The sequence below is a fragment of the Labrenzia sp. THAF191a genome, assembly GCF_009363335.1.
GTDB lineage: Bacteria > Pseudomonadota > Alphaproteobacteria > Rhizobiales > Stappiaceae > Roseibium > Roseibium algicola.
In genome coordinates this window covers 2,454,633-2,472,422 of the sequence record NZ_CP045333.1, presented here as the reverse complement: position 1 = coordinate 2,472,422, position 17,790 = coordinate 2,454,633, and the positions used below count along the sequence as shown (strand labels likewise).

General features: G+C 60.1%; 16 protein-coding genes. 6 read left to right on the top strand and 10 right to left on the bottom strand.

The window, feature by feature from the left end:
* Positions 1-108: 108 nt before the first annotated feature.
* The 5 genes from FIV05_RS11355 to FIV05_RS11335 all read right to left on the bottom strand — a co-directional run bounded on the left by FIV05_RS11355 (position 109) and on the right by FIV05_RS11335 (position 5,180).
* Positions 109-930 carry a carbohydrate ABC transporter permease gene (locus FIV05_RS11355; protein ID WP_152509610.1) on the bottom strand — a complete coding sequence of 274 codons (822 nt, stop codon included), beginning with the start codon at positions 928-930 and terminating at the stop codon, positions 109-111.
* Entirely contained in the window at positions 927-1,817 is an 891-nt protein-coding gene (locus FIV05_RS11350; protein WP_077291824.1) for a sugar ABC transporter permease, read from the bottom strand. Before FIV05_RS11350 ends, FIV05_RS11355 begins: the two co-directional genes overlap by 4 nt.
* A 120-nt stretch (positions 1,818-1,937) precedes the next feature.
* Positions 1,938-3,221, bottom strand: coding sequence for an ABC transporter substrate-binding protein (locus FIV05_RS11345; RefSeq protein WP_075283663.1), 1,284 nt, complete (start codon positions 3,219-3,221; stop codon positions 1,938-1,940).
* A gap of 67 nt (positions 3,222-3,288) precedes the next feature.
* Positions 3,289-4,377 carry an ABC transporter ATP-binding protein gene (locus FIV05_RS11340; protein ID WP_173013826.1) on the bottom strand — a complete coding sequence of 363 codons (1,089 nt, stop codon included), beginning with the start codon at positions 4,375-4,377 and terminating at the stop codon, positions 3,289-3,291.
* Positions 4,374-5,180 (bottom strand): DeoR/GlpR family DNA-binding transcription regulator, encoded by an 807-nt coding sequence (locus FIV05_RS11335; RefSeq protein WP_023001188.1) that lies wholly within the window; start codon positions 5,178-5,180, stop codon positions 4,374-4,376. The genes FIV05_RS11340 and FIV05_RS11335 overlap by 4 nt, the downstream gene beginning before the upstream one ends.
* A gap of 455 nt (positions 5,181-5,635) precedes the next feature.
* Between FIV05_RS11335 and FIV05_RS11330 the strand changes: the two genes are divergently transcribed.
* The 5 genes from FIV05_RS11330 to FIV05_RS11310 all read left to right on the top strand — a co-directional run bounded on the left by FIV05_RS11330 (position 5,636) and on the right by FIV05_RS11310 (position 10,322).
* Positions 5,636-7,138 (top strand): alkaline phosphatase, encoded by a 1,503-nt coding sequence (locus FIV05_RS11330; RefSeq protein WP_075283666.1) that lies wholly within the window; start codon positions 5,636-5,638, stop codon positions 7,136-7,138.
* A 130-nt stretch (positions 7,139-7,268) separates the two neighbouring features.
* Positions 7,269-7,727 (top strand): hypothetical protein, encoded by a 459-nt coding sequence (locus FIV05_RS11325; protein ID WP_209009942.1) that lies wholly within the window; start codon positions 7,269-7,271, stop codon positions 7,725-7,727.
* A gap of 9 nt (positions 7,728-7,736) precedes the next feature.
* Positions 7,737-8,417 carry an ATP-binding cassette domain-containing protein gene (locus FIV05_RS11320; RefSeq protein WP_152509609.1) on the top strand — a complete coding sequence of 227 codons (681 nt, stop codon included), beginning with the start codon at positions 7,737-7,739 and terminating at the stop codon, positions 8,415-8,417.
* Positions 8,410-9,732, top strand: a complete 1,323-nt coding sequence (locus FIV05_RS11315) for an FtsX-like permease family protein (RefSeq protein ID WP_152509608.1) — start codon at positions 8,410-8,412, stop codon at positions 9,730-9,732. Before FIV05_RS11320 ends, FIV05_RS11315 begins: the two co-directional genes overlap by 8 nt.
* Before the next feature lie 26 nt (positions 9,733-9,758).
* The gene (locus FIV05_RS11310; RefSeq protein WP_152509607.1) at positions 9,759-10,322 is read left to right on the top strand and encodes a copper chaperone PCu(A)C; all 564 of its coding nucleotides are present in this window, start codon (positions 9,759-9,761) and stop codon (positions 10,320-10,322) included.
* A 279-nt stretch (positions 10,323-10,601) separates the two neighbouring features.
* Here FIV05_RS11310 and ugpC read toward each other — a convergent pair whose 3' ends face one another.
* The 4 genes from ugpC to FIV05_RS11290 all read right to left on the bottom strand — a co-directional run bounded on the left by ugpC (position 10,602) and on the right by FIV05_RS11290 (position 15,628).
* Positions 10,602-11,693 carry a sn-glycerol-3-phosphate ABC transporter ATP-binding protein UgpC gene (ugpC, locus tag FIV05_RS11305; RefSeq protein WP_023001182.1) on the bottom strand — a complete coding sequence of 364 codons (1,092 nt, stop codon included), beginning with the start codon at positions 11,691-11,693 and terminating at the stop codon, positions 10,602-10,604.
* Positions 11,694-11,726: 33 nt separating this feature from the next.
* Positions 11,727-12,875 (bottom strand): carbohydrate ABC transporter permease, encoded by a 1,149-nt coding sequence (locus FIV05_RS11300; RefSeq protein WP_152509606.1) that lies wholly within the window; start codon positions 12,873-12,875, stop codon positions 11,727-11,729.
* On the bottom strand, positions 12,875-14,116 hold the full coding sequence (locus FIV05_RS11295) for a sugar ABC transporter permease (RefSeq protein ID WP_055656417.1): 1,242 nt from the start codon (positions 14,114-14,116) through the stop codon (positions 12,875-12,877). Before FIV05_RS11295 ends, FIV05_RS11300 begins: the two co-directional genes overlap by 1 nt.
* A 144-nt stretch (positions 14,117-14,260) precedes the next feature.
* Complete coding sequence (locus FIV05_RS11290; RefSeq protein ID WP_023001179.1) at positions 14,261-15,628, bottom strand: ABC transporter substrate-binding protein; 1,368 nt, start codon at positions 15,626-15,628, stop codon at positions 14,261-14,263.
* A 249-nt stretch (positions 15,629-15,877) separates the two neighbouring features.
* Between FIV05_RS11290 and FIV05_RS11285 the strand changes: the two genes are divergently transcribed.
* The gene (locus FIV05_RS11285; RefSeq protein ID WP_152509605.1) at positions 15,878-16,921 is read left to right on the top strand and encodes a substrate-binding domain-containing protein; all 1,044 of its coding nucleotides are present in this window, start codon (positions 15,878-15,880) and stop codon (positions 16,919-16,921) included.
* Here the strand turns inward: FIV05_RS11285 and FIV05_RS11280 are convergent, their stop codons facing one another.
* Entirely contained in the window at positions 16,922-17,590 is a 669-nt protein-coding gene (locus tag FIV05_RS11280; RefSeq protein ID WP_152509604.1) for a GntR family transcriptional regulator, read from the bottom strand.
* Between the last annotated feature and the right edge of the window lie 200 nt (positions 17,591-17,790).

The window sequence follows — 17,790 nt, the reverse complement described above, 5'->3', positions numbered from 1 at the left end:
GCCCTTGCCTTAAAAAGTGGCACAAAGGCCTATGCGCCTTGCCAAAGCGGTTTGGCCGTCCGGACGATGGTCATTCATCCCCGGTTTCTGCTGTTTCCCTGAATAATTTTATTTGATGCCGGCGCGCATGAAGCTTTGGACAAACTGCCTCTGGAACAGCAGAAAGGCGATCAGCAGCGGCCCGGAGGTCATCAGCGTCGCGGCATTGATGACCGACCATTCCACCCCGCTGTCGATGGCCGAGAAGATGCTGAGACCGACGGTAACCGGGCGGGTGTCCACCGAGTTGGTCACGATCAGCGGCCACAGGAAATTGTTCCAGTGGTGACTGACGGAAACGAGGCCGTAGGCAAGATAGGTCGGCTTTGCGAGCGGAATATAGACCCGCCACAACACGCCCAGAACCGAAGCACCCTCGATGCGTGCTGCCTCGTCCAGTTCCTTCGGGATGGTCATGAAGGTTTGCCGCAGCAGGAAGATGCCAAAGCCGGACGCGATGTAGGGCAGCGCGATGGCGGGGATGGTGTCCACCAGATTGAGCATGCGCATGGTCTGATAGTTTTCCACCATCAGGATGTCCGGCATCACCAGAAGCTGCAGCAAGACAAGCGTGAAGAGGATATTGCGCCCGGGAAACTGGAACCTTGCGAAGGCAAAGGCAGCCAGCGTGCCGAGGAAAAACTGCCCGGCTAAGATCATCGACACCAGCAGAAAGGTGTTCAGAAAGTAGCGGGCGAAGGGCGCCGCATCCCAGGCTTTTGCGAAATTGTCGAGTGTCAGCGGTGCAAGAAGCTCGAACCGTGCCTCATAGGCCGCCGGATGAAACGCGGTCCAGATGGCATAGGCCAGCGGCAGCACCCATAAGAGTGCCAATGCCCAGGCAGCGAAGGTGTTGAGCACCCTGTCGAAGGAAAGGCCGGCGCCGCTCATTTGTAATGCACCTTGCGGTCGAAGAAGAAGAACTGGCCGATGGCAAGCAGCGACAGAAGCACCAGAAGAGCGACAGTGAGCGTTGCACCATAGGCGGTTTCCCAGAAGCGGAAGGCGACCTCGTAGATGTAGAACAGCAGCAGTGCCGAGGCGTTGTCCGGCCCGCCGTCCGTCAGAATGAAGATATGGTCCACCAGGCGGAAGGAATTGATGACCGCGTTGACGCAGACGAACAGGGTCGTCGGCATCAGGAGCGGAAAGGTGATCCGCCAGAAAATCGTCCAGCGCCCGGCGCCTTCGATCTGCGCGGCCTCCTTCAGCGTGACCGGAATTGCCTGCAGCGCCGCCAGGTAAAAGATCATGAAGAAGCCGGCTTCCTTCCAGACGGTGACCACGATGATGGCGTTGAGCGCGGTGTCCGGGTTGCCGAGATAGTTGCTGGCAGGCCAGCCAAACAGGGCACCGGTGATCTGGTCGACCAGGCCAAAGCCGGGCGTGTAGAAAAACATCCAGATGTTGGCGACGGCGATCAGAGGCAGAACGGTCGGCGTGAAATAGGCCATGCGCACGAAGCTTCTGCCAACCAGCCTGTCGTTGACCCAGAGCGCCATGACGATCGCCAGGCCCACGGAGACCGGAATGGTGCCAAAGGCGAACCAGACGTTGTTCCAGAGCACTTTCCAGAACACCGGGTCATCCAGCATGCGCTCATAATTGGATAGACCGATGAACTTGGCCGGGCGACGTCCGCGCGGGGTGGAAAAGAAGCTGTTCAGGAACGTCGTGACCGCGGGGATGTGGGTAAAGGCAAACAGGAATACCATTGCCGGCAGCAACAGCAGCCAACCGTGGATCCAGTCGCGTTTCAAGGCAATGCCCCGCTTCATGGTCTAGGCCCCGATAAGGAGAAAAACGCGACCTAAAGCAAATTGCGGTTAGGACGGCGAAAGGTCTGGGGAACGGGACGGAACACCGGAGTGGGACCCGGCGCTCCGCCCCGAATGGCGTTAGCGGTATTCGCTCAGGATCTCGTCGGCCTGCGCCTGAGCTTCCTTCAGCGCCGTTTCGGCATCCTTCTGGCCCGTGATGGCAGCAGCCAGCGCATCGTTGAAGATGCCGGTCACGCGCTGGTTCTGGTAGGTCGCCAGTTCAGCCTTGGCGAAGTCCAGCTGGTCGCGGGCAACCAGGACAGCCGGAAAATCAGCCGCATAAGCTTTCATCGTGTCGGTTTCCCAGGTTTCGGCGCGCGGAGCGACGTAGCCTGTTGCGATGGTCCACTTCGCGGACTGTTCCGGAGCCGTGATCCACTGAACGAACTTGACGGCAGCCTTGTTCTGTTCGTCGGAAGCGCCCTTGAACAGGTAGAAGTTGCCACCGCCAGTCGGTGCGCCGCGCTGTGCCTTTTCCGGCAGCATGGCAACGCCGAACTTGAACGGAGCATTGTCACGAACGTTGGTGAGGTTGCCGGTGGACGTCCACATCATGGCCGTCTGGCCTTCGAAAAAGGCTTTCGGTGTTGCGCCCCACTCGATGATGCCCGGAGCCATCACTTCGTGCTTTGTGCTGAGATCGACAAGATACTGCAGCGCCTCTACCACCTTGGGATCATCGAAGTTGGTCTTGTTGCCGTCGGCATTGGCCAGAATCGCGCCGTTTTCGATGGCAAGGCCCTGGAACAGCCAGTACGGGAAACCGGAAGACGGAATACGCACGCCCCACTGGGTGACATTGCCGCTGTCGTCTTTCTTCGTCAGCTTCTTGCCGAATTCGACCATTTCGTCCCAGGTTGCCGGAGCGACCTCCGGATCAAGCCCGGCCGCTTCGAAGGCTTCCTTGTTCCAGTAGAGCACCGGCGTGGAGCGCTGGAACGGAATGCCGTAGGTCTTGCCGCCGGTCTGGCTGTTCTCCATGAATGCCGGATAAAAGCCTTCGACCCATTTCTTGTCTTCGTCGCTGGTCAGATAGTCGTCGAAGGGCTGGATCAGGTCTTCATCGATCAGGGTGAACATGTCGGCAGACAGGATCACCGAAAGCTGGGGCGGGTTGCCACCGCGCGAAGCGGTGATCGCCTTGGCGACGGTGTCCTGGTAGGAGCCGGCATAAACGGCGTCGATGGTAACATCCGGGTTCTGCGCAACATAGGCGTCGGTCAGTTCCTGGATGGTGTCAGCAGCCTTGCCGCCAACGGCGACCGGAAAATAGAATTGCAAATCAACAGCCTGAGCGGAGGCCCAGGTGCTGAAGGTAAGCGCCGTTGCCGCAACGGCTTTCAGGAAAGTGGACTTCAACATCAGCTTACTTCCTAAGGTTCGAAAATCCGCAGGTCTGCGGTCGGTCTACGCGGGCGTGCGCAGCAGGTCAGGAGCGCAACAAGGCTCCGAACTCGGAAATGAGATCGTCCCGGCGGCGGCCGGTATCGGCGTCGAAAACATGAAGGTCGTCCGGCGAAAAGCCGAGCTGCACGGATTGGCCTGGCGTGAAGGCCCGGCTGGCCGGAAGGCGCACTTGAAAACCGGTGCCGGCAACTTCGCAATCGGCCAGCACATCCGCCCCAAGATACTCGACGGCACGAACAGACGCGTTGACTGGACCACCGTCTTCCAGATGCATTGCCTCCGGGCGCAGGCCCAGCTTGAAGTCCGGCGCGGTGCACAGCTTCCTGAAGGCATTGGCCGGAAAGAGGTTCATTGGCGGTGTACCGATAAAACAGGCGGCAAAGGGCGTTGCCGGTTTTTCGTAAAGATCCCGCGGGCTCGCCACCTGCTCCAGCCGGCCACCATTCAAAAGCACCACCTGATCGGCCATGGTGATGGCCTCGACCTGATCATGCGTGACATAGACCATCGTGAAGCCGAGCTGCTGCTGCAGCGCGCGGATTTCCACCCGCATTTCATGGCGCAGCTTGGCGTCGAGATTGGACAGCGGCTCGTCCATCAGGCAAATCGGCTTTTCGCCGATGATTGCCCGTCCAAGCGCGACACGCTGCTGCTGACCGCCTGAAAGCTGACCCGGCTTGCGCTCCAGTAACTGGCCAAGGCCCAGAAGATCGGCAACCCTTGCAAGACGCCGGTCCCGCTCGGCCCTGCCGACCCGGCGGACCTTCAGGCCGAAGATGATGTTCTCACCGACATTCAGATGTGGAAACAGCGCATAGGACTGGAACACCATGGCAAGGTCACGCTTGGCCGACGGACGACCGGTGACATCCTCTCCGCCGATCAGGATGCGTCCGCTGCTGACATTCTCGAGGCCCGCGATCATGCGCAATGTCGTTGACTTGCCACAGCCGGACGGTCCCAGAAGTGCCGTGAAGGAGCCTGCCGGAATATCGATCGACAGGCCATCGACAGCCACCGTCTCACCCCAGGTACGCGACACCGTTTCAAGGACGATCGGCTTGCCGGCGCCAGAGGGTTTTGCACCCGGGATATGCGGATCTGATGTCACGCCTCATCCCCGTCGTCGGCCACGAACACTTCCGTTTTCGTGCCTTCCAGCGATGCCAGGAAAACATCCGGCACCGGGCAATCGGTGAAGATCGCATCGACATCGCTGAGCTGACCGCCGCGCACATGGGCGTTCCGGCCGAACTTGCTGTGATCGAGGACCAGATAGGACCGGCGGCAATTGGCGAGTATCGACTGGCGGGCCGCCACTTCGTCCTCGTGGAAATCCAGCAGCGTGCCGTCTTCATCGACACCTGCGACACCAAAAATGCCGATATCGACCTTGTAGTTGGAGAAGAACGCCTGCGCTGCGGACCCCAGCACGTCGCGGTCGCCATGACGCAACCGCCCGCCGGTGATGGTCACCTGAAACGACGGGTTGACCGAAGCCGTGAAGGCCACGTTCAGATTGTTCGTGAAAACCGCCAGTTTCTCGTGCCCCACCAGGGCCTGCATCACGATCTCCGGAGTGGTGCCGATAGAAAACGCGATCGACTGGTTGTTGCCGACATGACCGGCCACCAGTTTCGCAATCAGCTGCTTTTCCGGAAGATTGAGGATCTGCCGGGTGGAATAATGGATGTTGGACGCCGGTGCCGGAGGCTCGACGCCGCCGTGGGTCCGGCGCAGGATCCCCAGTTCGCAAAGACCGTTGACGTCCCTGCGAATTGTCTGCGTGGTCACCTCGAACCGGTCCGCCAGTTCCTCGACGGACGCAAATCCTGCCTTTTGTACCAGATCCGCGATTTCGGCCTGACGCTTTGAAATGTCTATTTGCCCAAGCATGTTCTTCTGATCCGCCATCGTCCCCTCTCCTCCTGCAGATGCAGAAGGCCAGTTGCTCCAAAGGCATCATGTTGACTCGAAAAAGCCTGACTTCGAAGCCCGTTAAAACATTTTCATATGAACCTTATTCGACGCTCATATGAAAATGATGTGACAATAGGGGATAGGGGGCAGCCCAGGAACACAGGACGCGACAGCGTCCTCAGATTTCAGGACGCCATTTTTCTATCTGTAATTGCCCGGGCGTTTCACGAGGCTGCCAGGCCGATGACCCGGCAGGGAATAACCCTGCGGTTCGATGACAAGACGCTACCGAAGAAGAGACAAGACGGCGCAAAAGTAGAAGAGTTGAATTCAATCGTCGAAGTTATGTAATAAAATAACAAATCTGTTTCGTCATCCAACTGTCAATCAGATGTCATGCAGCGTTTTTAAGTAGCTCCCGGGATGCACCCTCACCTCCGGGAGATATCATGAAAACGATCGTTTGCACTTCGCTGGCGCTGGCTCTGACCGGCTCCGTCGCCTTTGCTCAGGACGCCCTGCCGCAAGCCTCCAGCCAGTGGTACAAGGATGGCGAAGCCGCCATTCAGGCCATTTTGGACCGTCAGCCGAACACCAACCGCGCCAAGAACGTGATCCTGCTGATCGCAGACGGCAACGGTGTCGGAACCAACTACGCCACCCGCCTTTTCGACGGTCAGCAGAAAGGCATGCTGGGCGAGGAAAACGTTCTCCCGTACGAAACTCCGGAGTTCTACAGCGCCCTGGTCAAGACCTACAACATCAACGCCCAGACGCCGGACTCCGCTCCGACCGCCGGCTCGATGAACACGGGCGTGAAGCAGCGCTTCAACCTGATCAACCTCGGCGAAGAAGCCATCCATGACGATTGCTCCACCGTCGAAGGCAACCAGCTTGCCCTGTTCTCCGAAATGATGACCGAAGCCGGCAAGTCCGTCGGCGTCATCTCCACCGCCCGCCTGACCCACGCAACTCCGGCTGCTGTCTACGCCAAGACCGCCAACCGCAACTGGGAAGACGCCGTGCCGGAAGGCTGCACCGCACAGAAAGACATCGCAACCCAGCTGATCGACGCCATGGAAGCCGGCACCGTTGATTTCGCAATGGGCGGCGGTGGCCGTTACTTCCTGCCGAAGGACAAGGAAATGGGTGGGCTGAAGGGCCGCCGCGAAGACAATGTCGACCTGGTTGAGCGTGCAACCGGGCTGGGCGCACAGTTCGCATCCGACACCGCCGGTTTCCAGTCGCTGAAGCTTGACGGCTCCAGCCCCGTCCTGGCCCTGTTCAACAACAGCCACATGGAATATGAGGCCGACCGCGCCGACAATGACGAGCCGTCTCTGGCCGACATGACCAAGGCAGCCATCGAGTATCTGTCCAAGAACGAAGGCGGCTACTACCTGGAAATCGAAGCCGGCCGCGTCGACCACGCCAACCATGACGGCAATGCGGCCCGCGCCATGCGCGACGGTGTCGCCTTTGCAGAAGCCGTTGCCATTGCTGACGAGCTGACCAACGATGAAGACACGCTGATCATCGTCACCGCCGACCACGAACACGCCATCGCCTTCAACGGCTATTGCGGCCGCGGCTCGGCCATCCTCGGCCTTTGCTACGACGTTGCCCAGGTTGGTATCAAGCATTCCGACAAGGTTCTGACCGCGGATGACGGCAAGCCGTACACCGTGATCGGTTACCTGAACGGCACAGGCTCGGTTCTGAAGAAGGGCGAAGGCGAAAACGACTACACCGGCTCGCGCCCGGACCTGGACCAGGAAACGGCCACCGATCTGGACTACGTCCAGCAGGCGCTGATCCCCAAGTCCTCCGAAACCCATTCGGGTGAAGATGTTGCGGTCTACGCAAAGGGCCCGTGGGCGCACCTGGTCGATGGCACCATCGAGCAGAACGTGATCTTCCACGTCATGAACCACGCTGTGAACGCCCAATAAGCCTTCAGTCAGCGTTCAACAAGCGCTCAGCGGGATCCCTGGTCGAAAACCGGCCAGGGATCCTGAAGGCCTGCCGCCCGCCAGGCCTTTGCCTGTTTGTCATATTAGCCGGATAAGTTAGGAGCATGAATTGGCCAGAACCAGCGATGTCATGAACCGCAGACAGCTCATCGTCGGGCTCGGTCTCGCTCCGTTTGCCGGGCATCTGCTAAAGGGCACAGCAAGTGCGGCGGACGCCCCCCTCAAGTTGCGCACGCTTTACAACAAGGACCGGAGCTTTTCCGACCTCGCCCATTCACTGGAAGGCACCAGGGTGTCGGTCGGTGGCTACATGGCACCACCCCTGAAGGCCGACAGCCAGTTCTTCGTGCTCACCAAGATTCCGATGGCAGTTTGCCCGTTCTGTGAAACCGAGGCGGAATGGCCGCGGGACATTCTCGCCATCTACACCAAGCGCATTGTCGATGTGGTCGCCTTCAACAGCAAGATCGTGACACGCGGCGTTCTGGAGCTGGGAACCTTCAAGGATCCAGAGACCGGGTTCGTCAGCCGGGCAAGACTGGTCGATGCTGTCTATGAACGCAGCTGACAACTTCTCATGAATCTTGCTCTTCAAGTCGACGATCTCCGCGTCAGGGCACCGGGTGGCCGGGTGTTGCTGTCTTGCGATCACTTTGAAGCAACACCAGGCGCAACCATCGGCCTGCGTGGCCCGTCAGGAGCCGGGAAATCGACCTTTCTCTACGCGCTCGCCGGACTGCACCCGGCCATGACAGGTCATATCCGCTGGGGTGCAACCGATCTGGTGCAGCTGAACGACGCCGCCCGCGCCGCGTTCCGCCGCAGCCATGTCGGGCTGATTTTCCAGGACTTCCTGCTGTTCGAGGAACTGAGCGCCCTTGGCAACGCCTCCCTTGCAACGGCGTTCAACCCGGCAGAAAAGCGCCGGTCGATCACCGACACCGCACGGGATTTTCTCAAGAGCCTCAAGGTGCCGGCAGAAGCGCGGACCGTAGACAGTTTTTCCGGCGGCGAGCGCCAACGCACTGCGATCGCCCGCGCGCTGGCCCACGACCCCGCGATCATTCTCGCGGACGAACCGACGGCAAGCCTCGACCGCAAGACAGCCGATGCCCTGATCGAAGACCTGATCAGCCTGACCCGCGCGCAGAACAAGACCCTGATCGCCGTCAGCCACGACCAACATCTGCTGGACCGGATGGATAGGGTCATTGAAGTGACGGACGGCCACCTGCAGACGGAGGCCGCCGGTGCCTGACTTTGTCGCAGACCGCTGGCAGGACCTTTCGCCACTTGCCCAGGACACGCTGTGGCTCGTGCTGCTTCTGTTGCCTGCCGTGATAACCGGCCTGATCGTGATCTGGGGCTTCCGGCCTCAGGCGCTGGTCGGAGCACTGCTCTGGCGCTTCCGCTGGACCAATCTGACCTTTGTTGCCCTGATCGCCATTTCCATCGGCATCGGCGTTGGCCTGATAGCCCAGGAACGCGGCCTCAAAAAGGGAACGGCACGGGCAGCGGAAAAGTTCGATCTGATCGTCGCAGCCCCCGGCAGCGAAATCACCATGATGTTTGCCGCCGTCTATCTAAACCCAAGCGACGTGCCGCTTCTGGGAGGCGAGATCTACAACGAGATTGCCACCCATGACGACGTCGACCTTGCCGCCCCGATTGCCTTCGGCGACAGCTACCTGTCGTCACCCGTTGTCGGCACTACGCCGCAGTTCGTCACGCATCTGGCAGGGAACCTCGCCGAAGGCAGGCTCTTTGCCGGCAGCGGGGAAGCGGTTGCCGGCTCGCGGGTCGACCTGAAGCTTGGCGAGACATTCGAACCCGCGCACGGGATTGGTGACAGCGCGGAAGAAGATGCCCACGCCGGCCACGCGCTCACCATCGTCGGCAGGATGCCGCCCACCGGCAGCCCGTGGGACAAGGCCATTCTCGTTCCGGTGGAAAGCGTCTGGGAAGTGCACGGGCTGACCAATGGCCATGGCCCGGAACGACAGACACAGATCGGCCCGCCGTTTGACGCCGATTATTTCCCGGGAACACCGGCGATACTCGTTCATGCCAATGAACTCTGGGCGAATTACGCCCTGCGGTCCGAGTTCACCCGCGACGACACCATGGCGTTCTTCCCAGGCGCGGTGCTTGCGCAACTTCATGCACTCATGGGGGACATCCGCCAGATCATGTCGGTGATGGCGGTGCTGACCCAGGTGCTTGTGACCGCTGGCGTCCTGACGGGGCTGATAGCCCTTGCCCGGCTGTTCGCCAGGCGTCTGGCACTCCTGCGGGCTCTCGGGGCACCGGGACGCTTCGTCTTTGCCGTGGTCTGGTCTTATGCCGCCACCCTGATTGTCCTGGGCTCGGCTGCCGGGCTGGGCGTCGGCTGGATCGCGGTCGATGTCATCTCCTCAATTGTCACCTCCCGAACGGACATTCTGGTGACGGCAACGCTCGACTGGCCGGAGTTTCACCTCATTGCCGGTTTCGTCAGTCTGACGGTGCTGCTCGCGCTTCTGCCGGCCTTCATGGCAATGTCACGTAATATCATTACTGATTTGCGCGCCTGACCTGAAGCCTGAAGGATCTTCCCGATATGCGCGCCCTTGCCGTCCTGTTGCCGCTGCTGTTCTGCCTGCCCTACTCTGCCTTGGCGTCCGGTACACATACTACCTCCGAAACAGGGCATGGCGATGCAGAAGCACACGAAACGCATTACGAAGCCGAACTTCATCACGATGAGGATGAAGACAGCCACGAAGGCACGTCTGAAGGCGTGCGTGCTGTCCATGCCTGGATCCGCGAGACTTCGGGCAACTCCGCGCTGCTTTTCGTCAACATCGAGAACACCTCCGGACGACAGGTAAAGCTGGTTGGCGGTCACACCGACATCGCCTCGAAGGCCGAACTGGTCGGCTTTGCCCTGAAGGACGGTGAATCCGGCTACGATCCCCTGCCGCCCGTTCCGATCCAGCCGGGCAAGGCCCTCGTTCTTGCTCCCAACGCCCTGGCCCTGCGCCTCGGCGGCCTTACCCGCCCTTTCCGGGAAGGAGAGGAATTCGAAATCGAGATCGAATTCGATTTCGGCCATATCGAGATGCAGGCCCAGGTCGAATCCATCAATGCAACCCGGCACAGCCATGCAGGGCATCAGCACTAGACTTGCCGGGATTAGAGGCAAGGATTAAGTGGGGTTGGTATCCCAAGCTTCAGTCGAAGAATACCCCCACCCCTAACCCTCCCCACAAGGGGGAGGGGGATCAGTCCGTGCAGATTGAAAAGATCTCACTTGTCTGCCCGAATACCTGAAAAGGGATAGCGGGTTTCAGCGCACCTACATAGTGGCGCGGTAAAGCATTAGTCCCCCTCCCCCTTGTGGGGAGGGGTTAGGGGTGGGGGTCAACAGCGTTACCAAAAACACCCAATCCTGCCGGGAATATCACCTGTAAAGGAATGACCGCCCTTCGCCATCGAACAGATGCAGCTTTTCCGGCGGGGCCGTCAGGCGCAGTTCCGTGCCCTTTTCGACCTTGTAGATACCCGGGATCTTGGCAATGAAAGCATCGTGGCCTTCTCTCGGCGCAAAATAGAGCACTGTTGTCTCGCCGAGGGCTTCCACGATTTCGACATTCGCCGCGACCAGATAATCGTCACCTTCGGTAACGCTGAGATCTTCCGGGCGCACGCCCAGCTTGACGCGCGCACCCTTGTCGCTGTCGAGCGAGGCAATCGGTACATCCGCGTGACCGCCATCGGACATCTGGACAGATGTCATCTGGCCGGTCGCCGTCACCTTGGCATCGACGAGGTTCATTGCCGGAGAGCCGATGAACTGGGCAACGAACGTGTTTGCGGGACGCTCGTAAAGGTCCAGCGGCGCACCGAATTGTTCCACGTCTCCACCATGCAGCACGACAATCCGGGTCGCGAGGGTCATCGCTTCCACCTGGTCGTGAGTGACGTAGATCATGGTGCTTTCCGGCATGCTCTCCTTCAGCTGTGCGATCTCGATCCGGGTGGCAACACGCAAGGCGGCATCAAGGTTCGACAGCGGTTCGTCGAACAGGAATACCTTGGGATCCCGCACGATCGAACGGCCGATGGCAACACGCTGGCGTTGACCGCCGGAGAGTGCTTTCGGCAGGCGGTCGAGATAGGCAGTTAGCTGCAGCCTGTCCGCAGCCGCCCGCACGGCCTTGTCGATTTCGTCGCGCGACTTGCCTGCCAGCTTCAGGGCGAAGGCCATGTTGTCGTAGACCGTCATGTGCGGATAAAGCGCATAGGACTGGAACACCATGGCAATGCCGCGCTGTGCCGGCGGCACGTCGTTGACGACCACACCGTCGATCTCCAGTGTTCCGCCGGTGATCTTTTCAAGTCCTGCGATCATCCGCAGCAATGTCGACTTTCCGCACCCGGACGGACCGACGAAAACGATCAGCTCACCTGCGTTGATCTCCATGTTGATGTTGCGCAGAACTTCGACCGATCCATAGGACTTGCTGACATTCTTCAAGGACAACGATGTCATGCCGGCTGCTCCCGATTGTTGATTTTGTTCATGTTATTTCACCGACCCGGCCAACAGGCCGCGCACGAGATAGCGCTGCATCGCGAAGAACACGAAGAGCGGCACGGCAATGGACACAAAGGCCGCCGTCGCGAGAATTTCCCAGTTGCCGCCGCGCGTTCCCAGGAGTTCGACGATCTGGTTGGTCATCACCGTGGTCGAGCCTGTGGCATCGATCAGGAACACCTTGGCCACCAGCAGATCGTTCCAGGTCCACAGGAACTGGAAGATGGCGAAGGACGCCAGGGCGGGAAAGCTGAGCGGCAGGATGATGCGGGTGAAGATCTGGAAATCCGTCGCCCCGTCCACCTTGGCATTCTCGATGATGTCCCGCGGCAATCCGACCATGTAGTTCCTGAGCAGATAGACCGCGAGCGGCATGCCGAAGGCCGTATGGGCCAGCCAGACCCCCATGTATCCCTTGCCGATACCGACGGCGAGATGAAGCCGCAGCAGCGGAATGAGCGCCAGTTGCAACGGCACGACGAGCAGCGCCACAACGGCGGCGATCAAGAGGGCGCGGCCGGGAAATTCCATCCAGGCAAGCGCATAGGCTGCGAACGCCGCAATGACGATCGGGATGATCGTCGCCGGAATGGTGACCGTCAGCGTGTTGAAGAACGCCTTGCCCATGTTGTCCTGTCCGGTGCCGGAAAAGAGGATGGTCTGGTAGTTTTCCAGCGTGAATTCCGGCGGCACGGTCGCGGTCACGAAAACACGCTGGCCACGGCCGGAGATCTGCTTGTCATTGCCCTTCCAGACATAGGACCCGTCGGCCTGGAGCGTCAGGCTTTCGCCATCGCCCATATCCGCCGTTTCGCCCGACTGGTAAGCAGACACGTCTCTGGATGAGACGCCCCACGAGCGGATCTCGCGCGGCTCGCCTTCGAAGATGTTGCCCGACACGGTGAAAAGGTCTCCGTCGGCAACACGGGTCTCGTCCGGATCCGAAGTCCGGTAGACCTCGTTCTGCTTCGCCGGAAACAGCGCCGCCCACCAGCCGGAACTGGAGATCTGGTCCGCGGTCCGGAAGGACGAGACGAACAGCCCGACGGTCGGGAACAGCCACAACAGAACGAGTGCTGCGACGGAGATCTGAACGGCCCAGGTCAGGCCGGATTTTTTCCCAGCAATACTGGCCATCACTTCATCTCCTTCCGGGCGTTGTAAACGTTCCAGACGAGGATCGGCGTGACGAGCAGCATGATGATGATGGCACTCGCCGACCCCACTCCCCAATCGTTGGCACGGAAAAGCTTGTCGTACATGTAGTTGGCCAGAACCTGGGTCTCCCACTGGCCGTTGGTCATCGCGAAGACGATGTCGAACACCTTGAGCACGGTGAGCGTGATCGTCGTCCAGACCACCACGATGGTCCCCATGATCTGCGGCACCTTGATCTTGAAGAAGATCTGGAACGGATTGGCACCGTCAACGATCGCAGCTTCCACGGTTTCCTCCGGAATGCCGCGCAGGGCCGCGGACAGGATCACCATGGCAAAGCCGGTCTGAATCCAGATCAGCACCACCATCAGGAAGAAGTTGTTCCACAGCGGCAAGGTCAGCCAGGTCTGCGGTTCGCCGTAGGGCACTTCGGCAATCCAGACACCGAGCGCGGAATTCAGCGAAATCCAGATCAGCCAGATCCCGCCAACGGCGACCAGAAGACGCAGGGGCAGAAGCCAGATCGACTTGTCCTCCCCCCGGGCGACAATGCCGCGCACGAAGGTCCAGGCCACATAGGCAACAACAACAGCGAACGCCAGCAGGAGAAGGGTCGGCAGAAGCTGCAGAAAGACAACGGAGCCGATGCCACCGTCAAACTTCAGCCAGATCGCGTTCAGAACGCCGATCTGGTTCTGATCGGCGGCGCGCGTATCGTAGATCAGCTTGAAGATGACCGATGCGCCAACGAAAGAGATTGCCATCGGCATGAAGATCAGCGACTTGGCGAAGTTGCCCCATCTGATCCGGTCCGTGAGCTGGGCGACCAGCAGCCCGAAAGCCGTCGAGGCAGCCGGCACGACAATCAGCCACAGCATGTTGTTGCGCACCGCTTCCCAGAACTTCGCCTCGTTCATCATCTGGCGATAGTTGGCAAGGCCGACAAAGGCCCCTCCCTGGGAGCGGTCTGTCAGCGACAGCCGCAAGGTCTCGAAGACCGGATAGGCAAGATAGAGCGTCAACGCGAACAAGGCCGGGAACAGGAACAGCCAGGGCCGGATCATGTTCGCCCGGTTGATGTTCTTTCCTGCATTGGGGCCGCGCGCCGGAAACAGGACCTTGTCGAGAAAGACATTCGAAAAGAAGAAATAGGCAAGGCAGGCTCCAACGCCGACGACGATGGTAAAGAGCCCTAACAGTGCCGGATTGTCCGATAGCATGGCCGTTCCCTCCCATTATTGATTATGGGGAGGCACCCGGAAGACCGGGGGCTTCCTGCGTTTAGGAACTTTGTTTCTTGGACGTTTTCGCCGATCCGTCAGAAGAACGGCCAGCCTCCCTGGGGAGACCGGCCGCCTGAAGGATTATTTGAGGGCGTCCCAGCTTTTCTGGATTTCCTCGGCGACGGCTTTTGCGTCCTTGCCGCCGGTATAGTCGACCATTCCGGTCCAGAACGTGCCCGCGCCAACGGCACCCGGCATCAGATCGGAGCCATCGAAACGGAAGGTGCTGGCATTGACCAGGATCTCGCCCTGACCGCGCAGCGTGTCGTCCTTGTAGGCTGCCGGGTTGGCACCCTTGTGAGGCGTGAGGAAGCCGGTCTGGGCCATCATCACTTCATGCGAGAGCGGCAGTTCGAAGAACTTCATCAGTTCGTTGGTCGCGTCGGACGGATTGGTGATCGCCATCAGCGTGCCACCACCGAGAACCGGGCTGCCGAGATCCTTTTCCGCGTAGGCCGGAAAGTAGAAGAAGTCGACATCGGTACCGAACTCGACGCCGTCCGGGAAGAAGGCCGGCACGAAGGATGCCTGGCGGTGCAGGTAGCACTGCGGCGGCGAGGAGAAGAGACCCTTCGGGCTGTCACGGAAATCGGTGGAAGCAACGGCTCCCGCACCGCCCGCGACCTTGGCATCGTCGCGTGCGAACCAGCCGAATTCCTCGATCGCGGCAACGACACGCTCGTCGTCAAAGGGGATCTCGTTGGTGGTCCACTGGTCGTAGACGTCAGCCGGCTGCGTGCGCAGCATCAGATCCTCGACCCAGTCGGTTGCCGGCCAGCCCGTGGCAGCACCTGAACCCAGACCGATACACCAGGGTGTTTCACCATCGGCAACGATCTGCTCAGTCAGCGCCTTCAGCTCTTCCATGGTCGTCGGCACTTCATAGCCGGCGTCCTCGAAGTTTTCCGGCACGTACCAGACAAGGCTCTTGACGTTGACGTTGTAGAAGAAGCCGAACAGCTGATCCTGGCCGTCGGCATCCTTGTAGGTACCGAGGTTCACCCAGCTTTCACCGGCGCCGTAGTTGTTGGCGACCCAGTCGGCCATGCCTTCCGGAAGCGGCTTCAACAGGCCGCGCGCAGCCATGTCGGCGGCAAGGCCCGGTTGCGGGAAGACGGCGATATTCGGGGCAGCGCCGGCTTCTGCATCAATCACGATCTGCTGTTCGAAGGAATCCGAACCGGTGTAGATGACTTCAGCGCCGGTAGCTTCGGTGAAATAGGCAAGCACGTTCCGGAAATAACCGTCTTCCGGCTGCAGCCACGGGCCGGCGATCGTCACGGTCTGCCCCTTCAGGTCAGGCGCGCTCTCAGCCCATGCGTTGTAGCTGTCCCAGTTGAACGGGCCTTCGCCCGGAGCGAATTTCAGGTCGGCCGCGGATGCAGAGCCCGCGCCAAGCCCAATGGCAAGCGCCAGACCTGCCGTGCAGGCTTTCAAACGTAGTTTCATATCTGTCCTCCCAGATTGTCCCTATGCTGGAACACTCCACCCAAGGTGGCATACCTCGCCACCTTGCAGCAATACCTACCCGTTTTTCCGGGTCGGCAATTCCACCAGAACCCTTTATCCAAACCGCTTTGGATTTGGCCCTAACCATGTCTTCAGGCTTCGGCCTTGTCAAGCGCGCAACTCGCGAATTAATGTTGCATTTCAATAACAGCCTGTTGGGAGGGCGCTTTCAAAGCGTTTTGGGCCAGAATGAGCAATGGCGTAAACCTGAAAGAACTGTCGCAACGGCTGAACCTGTCTCAGACCACGGTAAGCCGCGCACTGAACGGCTATCCGGAAGTCAGCGAAGAAACGCGCAAACGCGTGACCGAGATGGCCGACAAGCTCGGCTACGCGCCCAACAGCCAGGCGCGGCGGCTTGCAACCGGCCGCGCAATGGCCATCGGCCATGTCATACCGCGCTCAATTCACGAGATGATGAACCCGATCTTTCTGGAGTTCATAGCCGGCGCCGGGGAGACCTATTCGCGCCACGGCTATGACATGATCATCTCCGTCGTCGACGATGCCAAGGAAGAAGACGCCTACCGGCAAATCGCCTCACGCAAGAAGGCCGACGGCGTGATCATTCACGGCCCCGCAAATGACGAACGCAGGCACAGGCTTCTGAAAGAACTCAATCTGCCCTTCGTCGTTCACGGACGCATCCCGGGTGCCGAGGAGGAAACATCCTGGATCGACATGAACAACCGGCGGGCCTTCGAGCGGGCGACGAACCTGCTGCTGGACCTCGGCCACACCCGGATCGCATTGCTGAACGGTCTGGAACATATGGACTTTGCCAACCGGCGCCGGCGCGGCTTCGAGGAAGCGCTGGCAGCACGGGGCCTGACACCGGACCCGGCCTTGATGCGCAGCGCCGACATGACCGAACCCTACGGCTGCGATAATGCGATGGAGATGCTGAAGAGCGACAATCCGCCGACCGCCTTCCTGATTTCGTCCATGATATCGGCGATCGGTGTCGCCCGCGCTGTCGGCCAGTGCGGATTGAAGACAGGCAAGGACGTGTCCATCATCACCCATGACGATGCCCTGTCTTTCCTGCCCAACAGCGGCGAAGTACCGATTTTCACCTGCACCCGCTCCTCGGTTCGCTACGCCGGGGAAAAGGCTGCCGAGCTGCTCCTGAACATGATTTCCAACCCGGCCAGCAAACCGGCGTCTCTGCATCTGGACGCGGAGCTGATCATCGGACAGTCCACCGGCCCGGCCCCCGCCGCGCCAAAATGATCAGACGTGGCTGAGCCCGCAGTCCTGCAGCAGATCCTTCATCCTGAGCATTCCGTTGAGACGGTGCAACCGCGCCGTCTCCGTGGCGCTGTCGGTATCGCCGTCCCGGATCGCCAGCACAATCTTGCGATGATCGGCAGCGTTTGAGGCCGGAGCCTTGTTCAGACGAAGCAACACGGTATTGGCCCGATAGACCTGATCGAGAAACCCCTCGATTTCCGCTTCCAGACGCAGATTGCCGCTCGCCTTGGCCATCAGCCTGTGGAACCTGTCATCGTGAACGGCCCAGGCCTCGATGTCCTGGCGTTCCAGCGCATCATCGGCGTCGTTGAGCACTTCTTCGATTTCCGCGAGCGTCTCATCGCCCGCCTTGCGGCAAGCGGTGCCTGCGGCGAGGGCTTCAAGCGCCGAAAGGATCTGGTAGATCTCGCAGATGTCCTGCAGCGAAATCGGCAGAACCTTTGCTCCACGGCGGGGCACGAGGTCCACCAGACCGTCAGCCTCCAGGCGGATAAGCGCTTCGCGAACCGGCGTCCGACTCATGCCCAGCCGTGTCGCTATATCCGGTTCCGGCGCCTGAAATCCGGGCGGCAATTGCCCGTTCAGGATCTCGGTTTTCAAGCGTTCATAAGCGTTGTCGACGCGAGTGGATCTGGCTTTCGTTGGCATTGCGGGATGCACCCGTTCTCCTGACGTGTCTTAAACAGTTTGCATTGTCCCGCACCTCTCGCTCGAGGCCGGAGCGGCATTTCTGATCGCTGAAGGCATTGCCCTCCGGCGCGGCCGCCCTGTTTTGGAAGCAAATCAATGCCGTATTGCTAATTATATCGATAGAATTTTATCCATCCCCATGCCCTCAGGGCACCCGG

Coding starts and splice junctions, on each gene's coding strand:
- FIV05_RS11355 (WP_152509610.1), bottom strand. CDS start 930: ATGAGCGGCGCCGGCCTTTCCTTCGACAGGGTGCTCAACACCTTCGCT.
- FIV05_RS11350 (WP_077291824.1), bottom strand. CDS start 1,817: ATGAAGCGGGGCATTGCCTTGAAACGCGACTGGATCCACGGTTGGCTG.
- FIV05_RS11345 (WP_075283663.1), bottom strand. CDS start 3,221: ATGTTGAAGTCCACTTTCCTGAAAGCCGTTGCGGCAACGGCGCTTACC.
- FIV05_RS11335 (WP_023001188.1), bottom strand. CDS start 5,180: ATGGCGGATCAGAAGAACATGCTTGGGCAAATAGACATTTCAAAGCGT.
- FIV05_RS11330 (WP_075283666.1), top strand. CDS start 5,636: ATGAAAACGATCGTTTGCACTTCGCTGGCGCTGGCTCTGACCGGCTCC.
- FIV05_RS11320 (WP_152509609.1), top strand. CDS start 7,737: ATGAATCTTGCTCTTCAAGTCGACGATCTCCGCGTCAGGGCACCGGGT.
- FIV05_RS11310 (WP_152509607.1), top strand. CDS start 9,759: ATGCGCGCCCTTGCCGTCCTGTTGCCGCTGCTGTTCTGCCTGCCCTAC.
- ugpC (WP_023001182.1), bottom strand. CDS start 11,693: ATGACATCGTTGTCCTTGAAGAATGTCAGCAAGTCCTATGGATCGGTC.
- FIV05_RS11300 (WP_152509606.1), bottom strand. CDS start 12,875: ATGGCCAGTATTGCTGGGAAAAAATCCGGCCTGACCTGGGCCGTTCAG.
- FIV05_RS11295 (WP_055656417.1), bottom strand. CDS start 14,116: ATGCTATCGGACAATCCGGCACTGTTAGGGCTCTTTACCATCGTCGTC.
- FIV05_RS11290 (WP_023001179.1), bottom strand. CDS start 15,628: ATGAAACTACGTTTGAAAGCCTGCACGGCAGGTCTGGCGCTTGCCATT.
- FIV05_RS11285 (WP_152509605.1), top strand. CDS start 15,878: ATGAGCAATGGCGTAAACCTGAAAGAACTGTCGCAACGGCTGAACCTG.
- FIV05_RS11280 (WP_152509604.1), bottom strand. CDS start 17,590: ATGCCAACGAAAGCCAGATCCACTCGCGTCGACAACGCTTATGAACGC.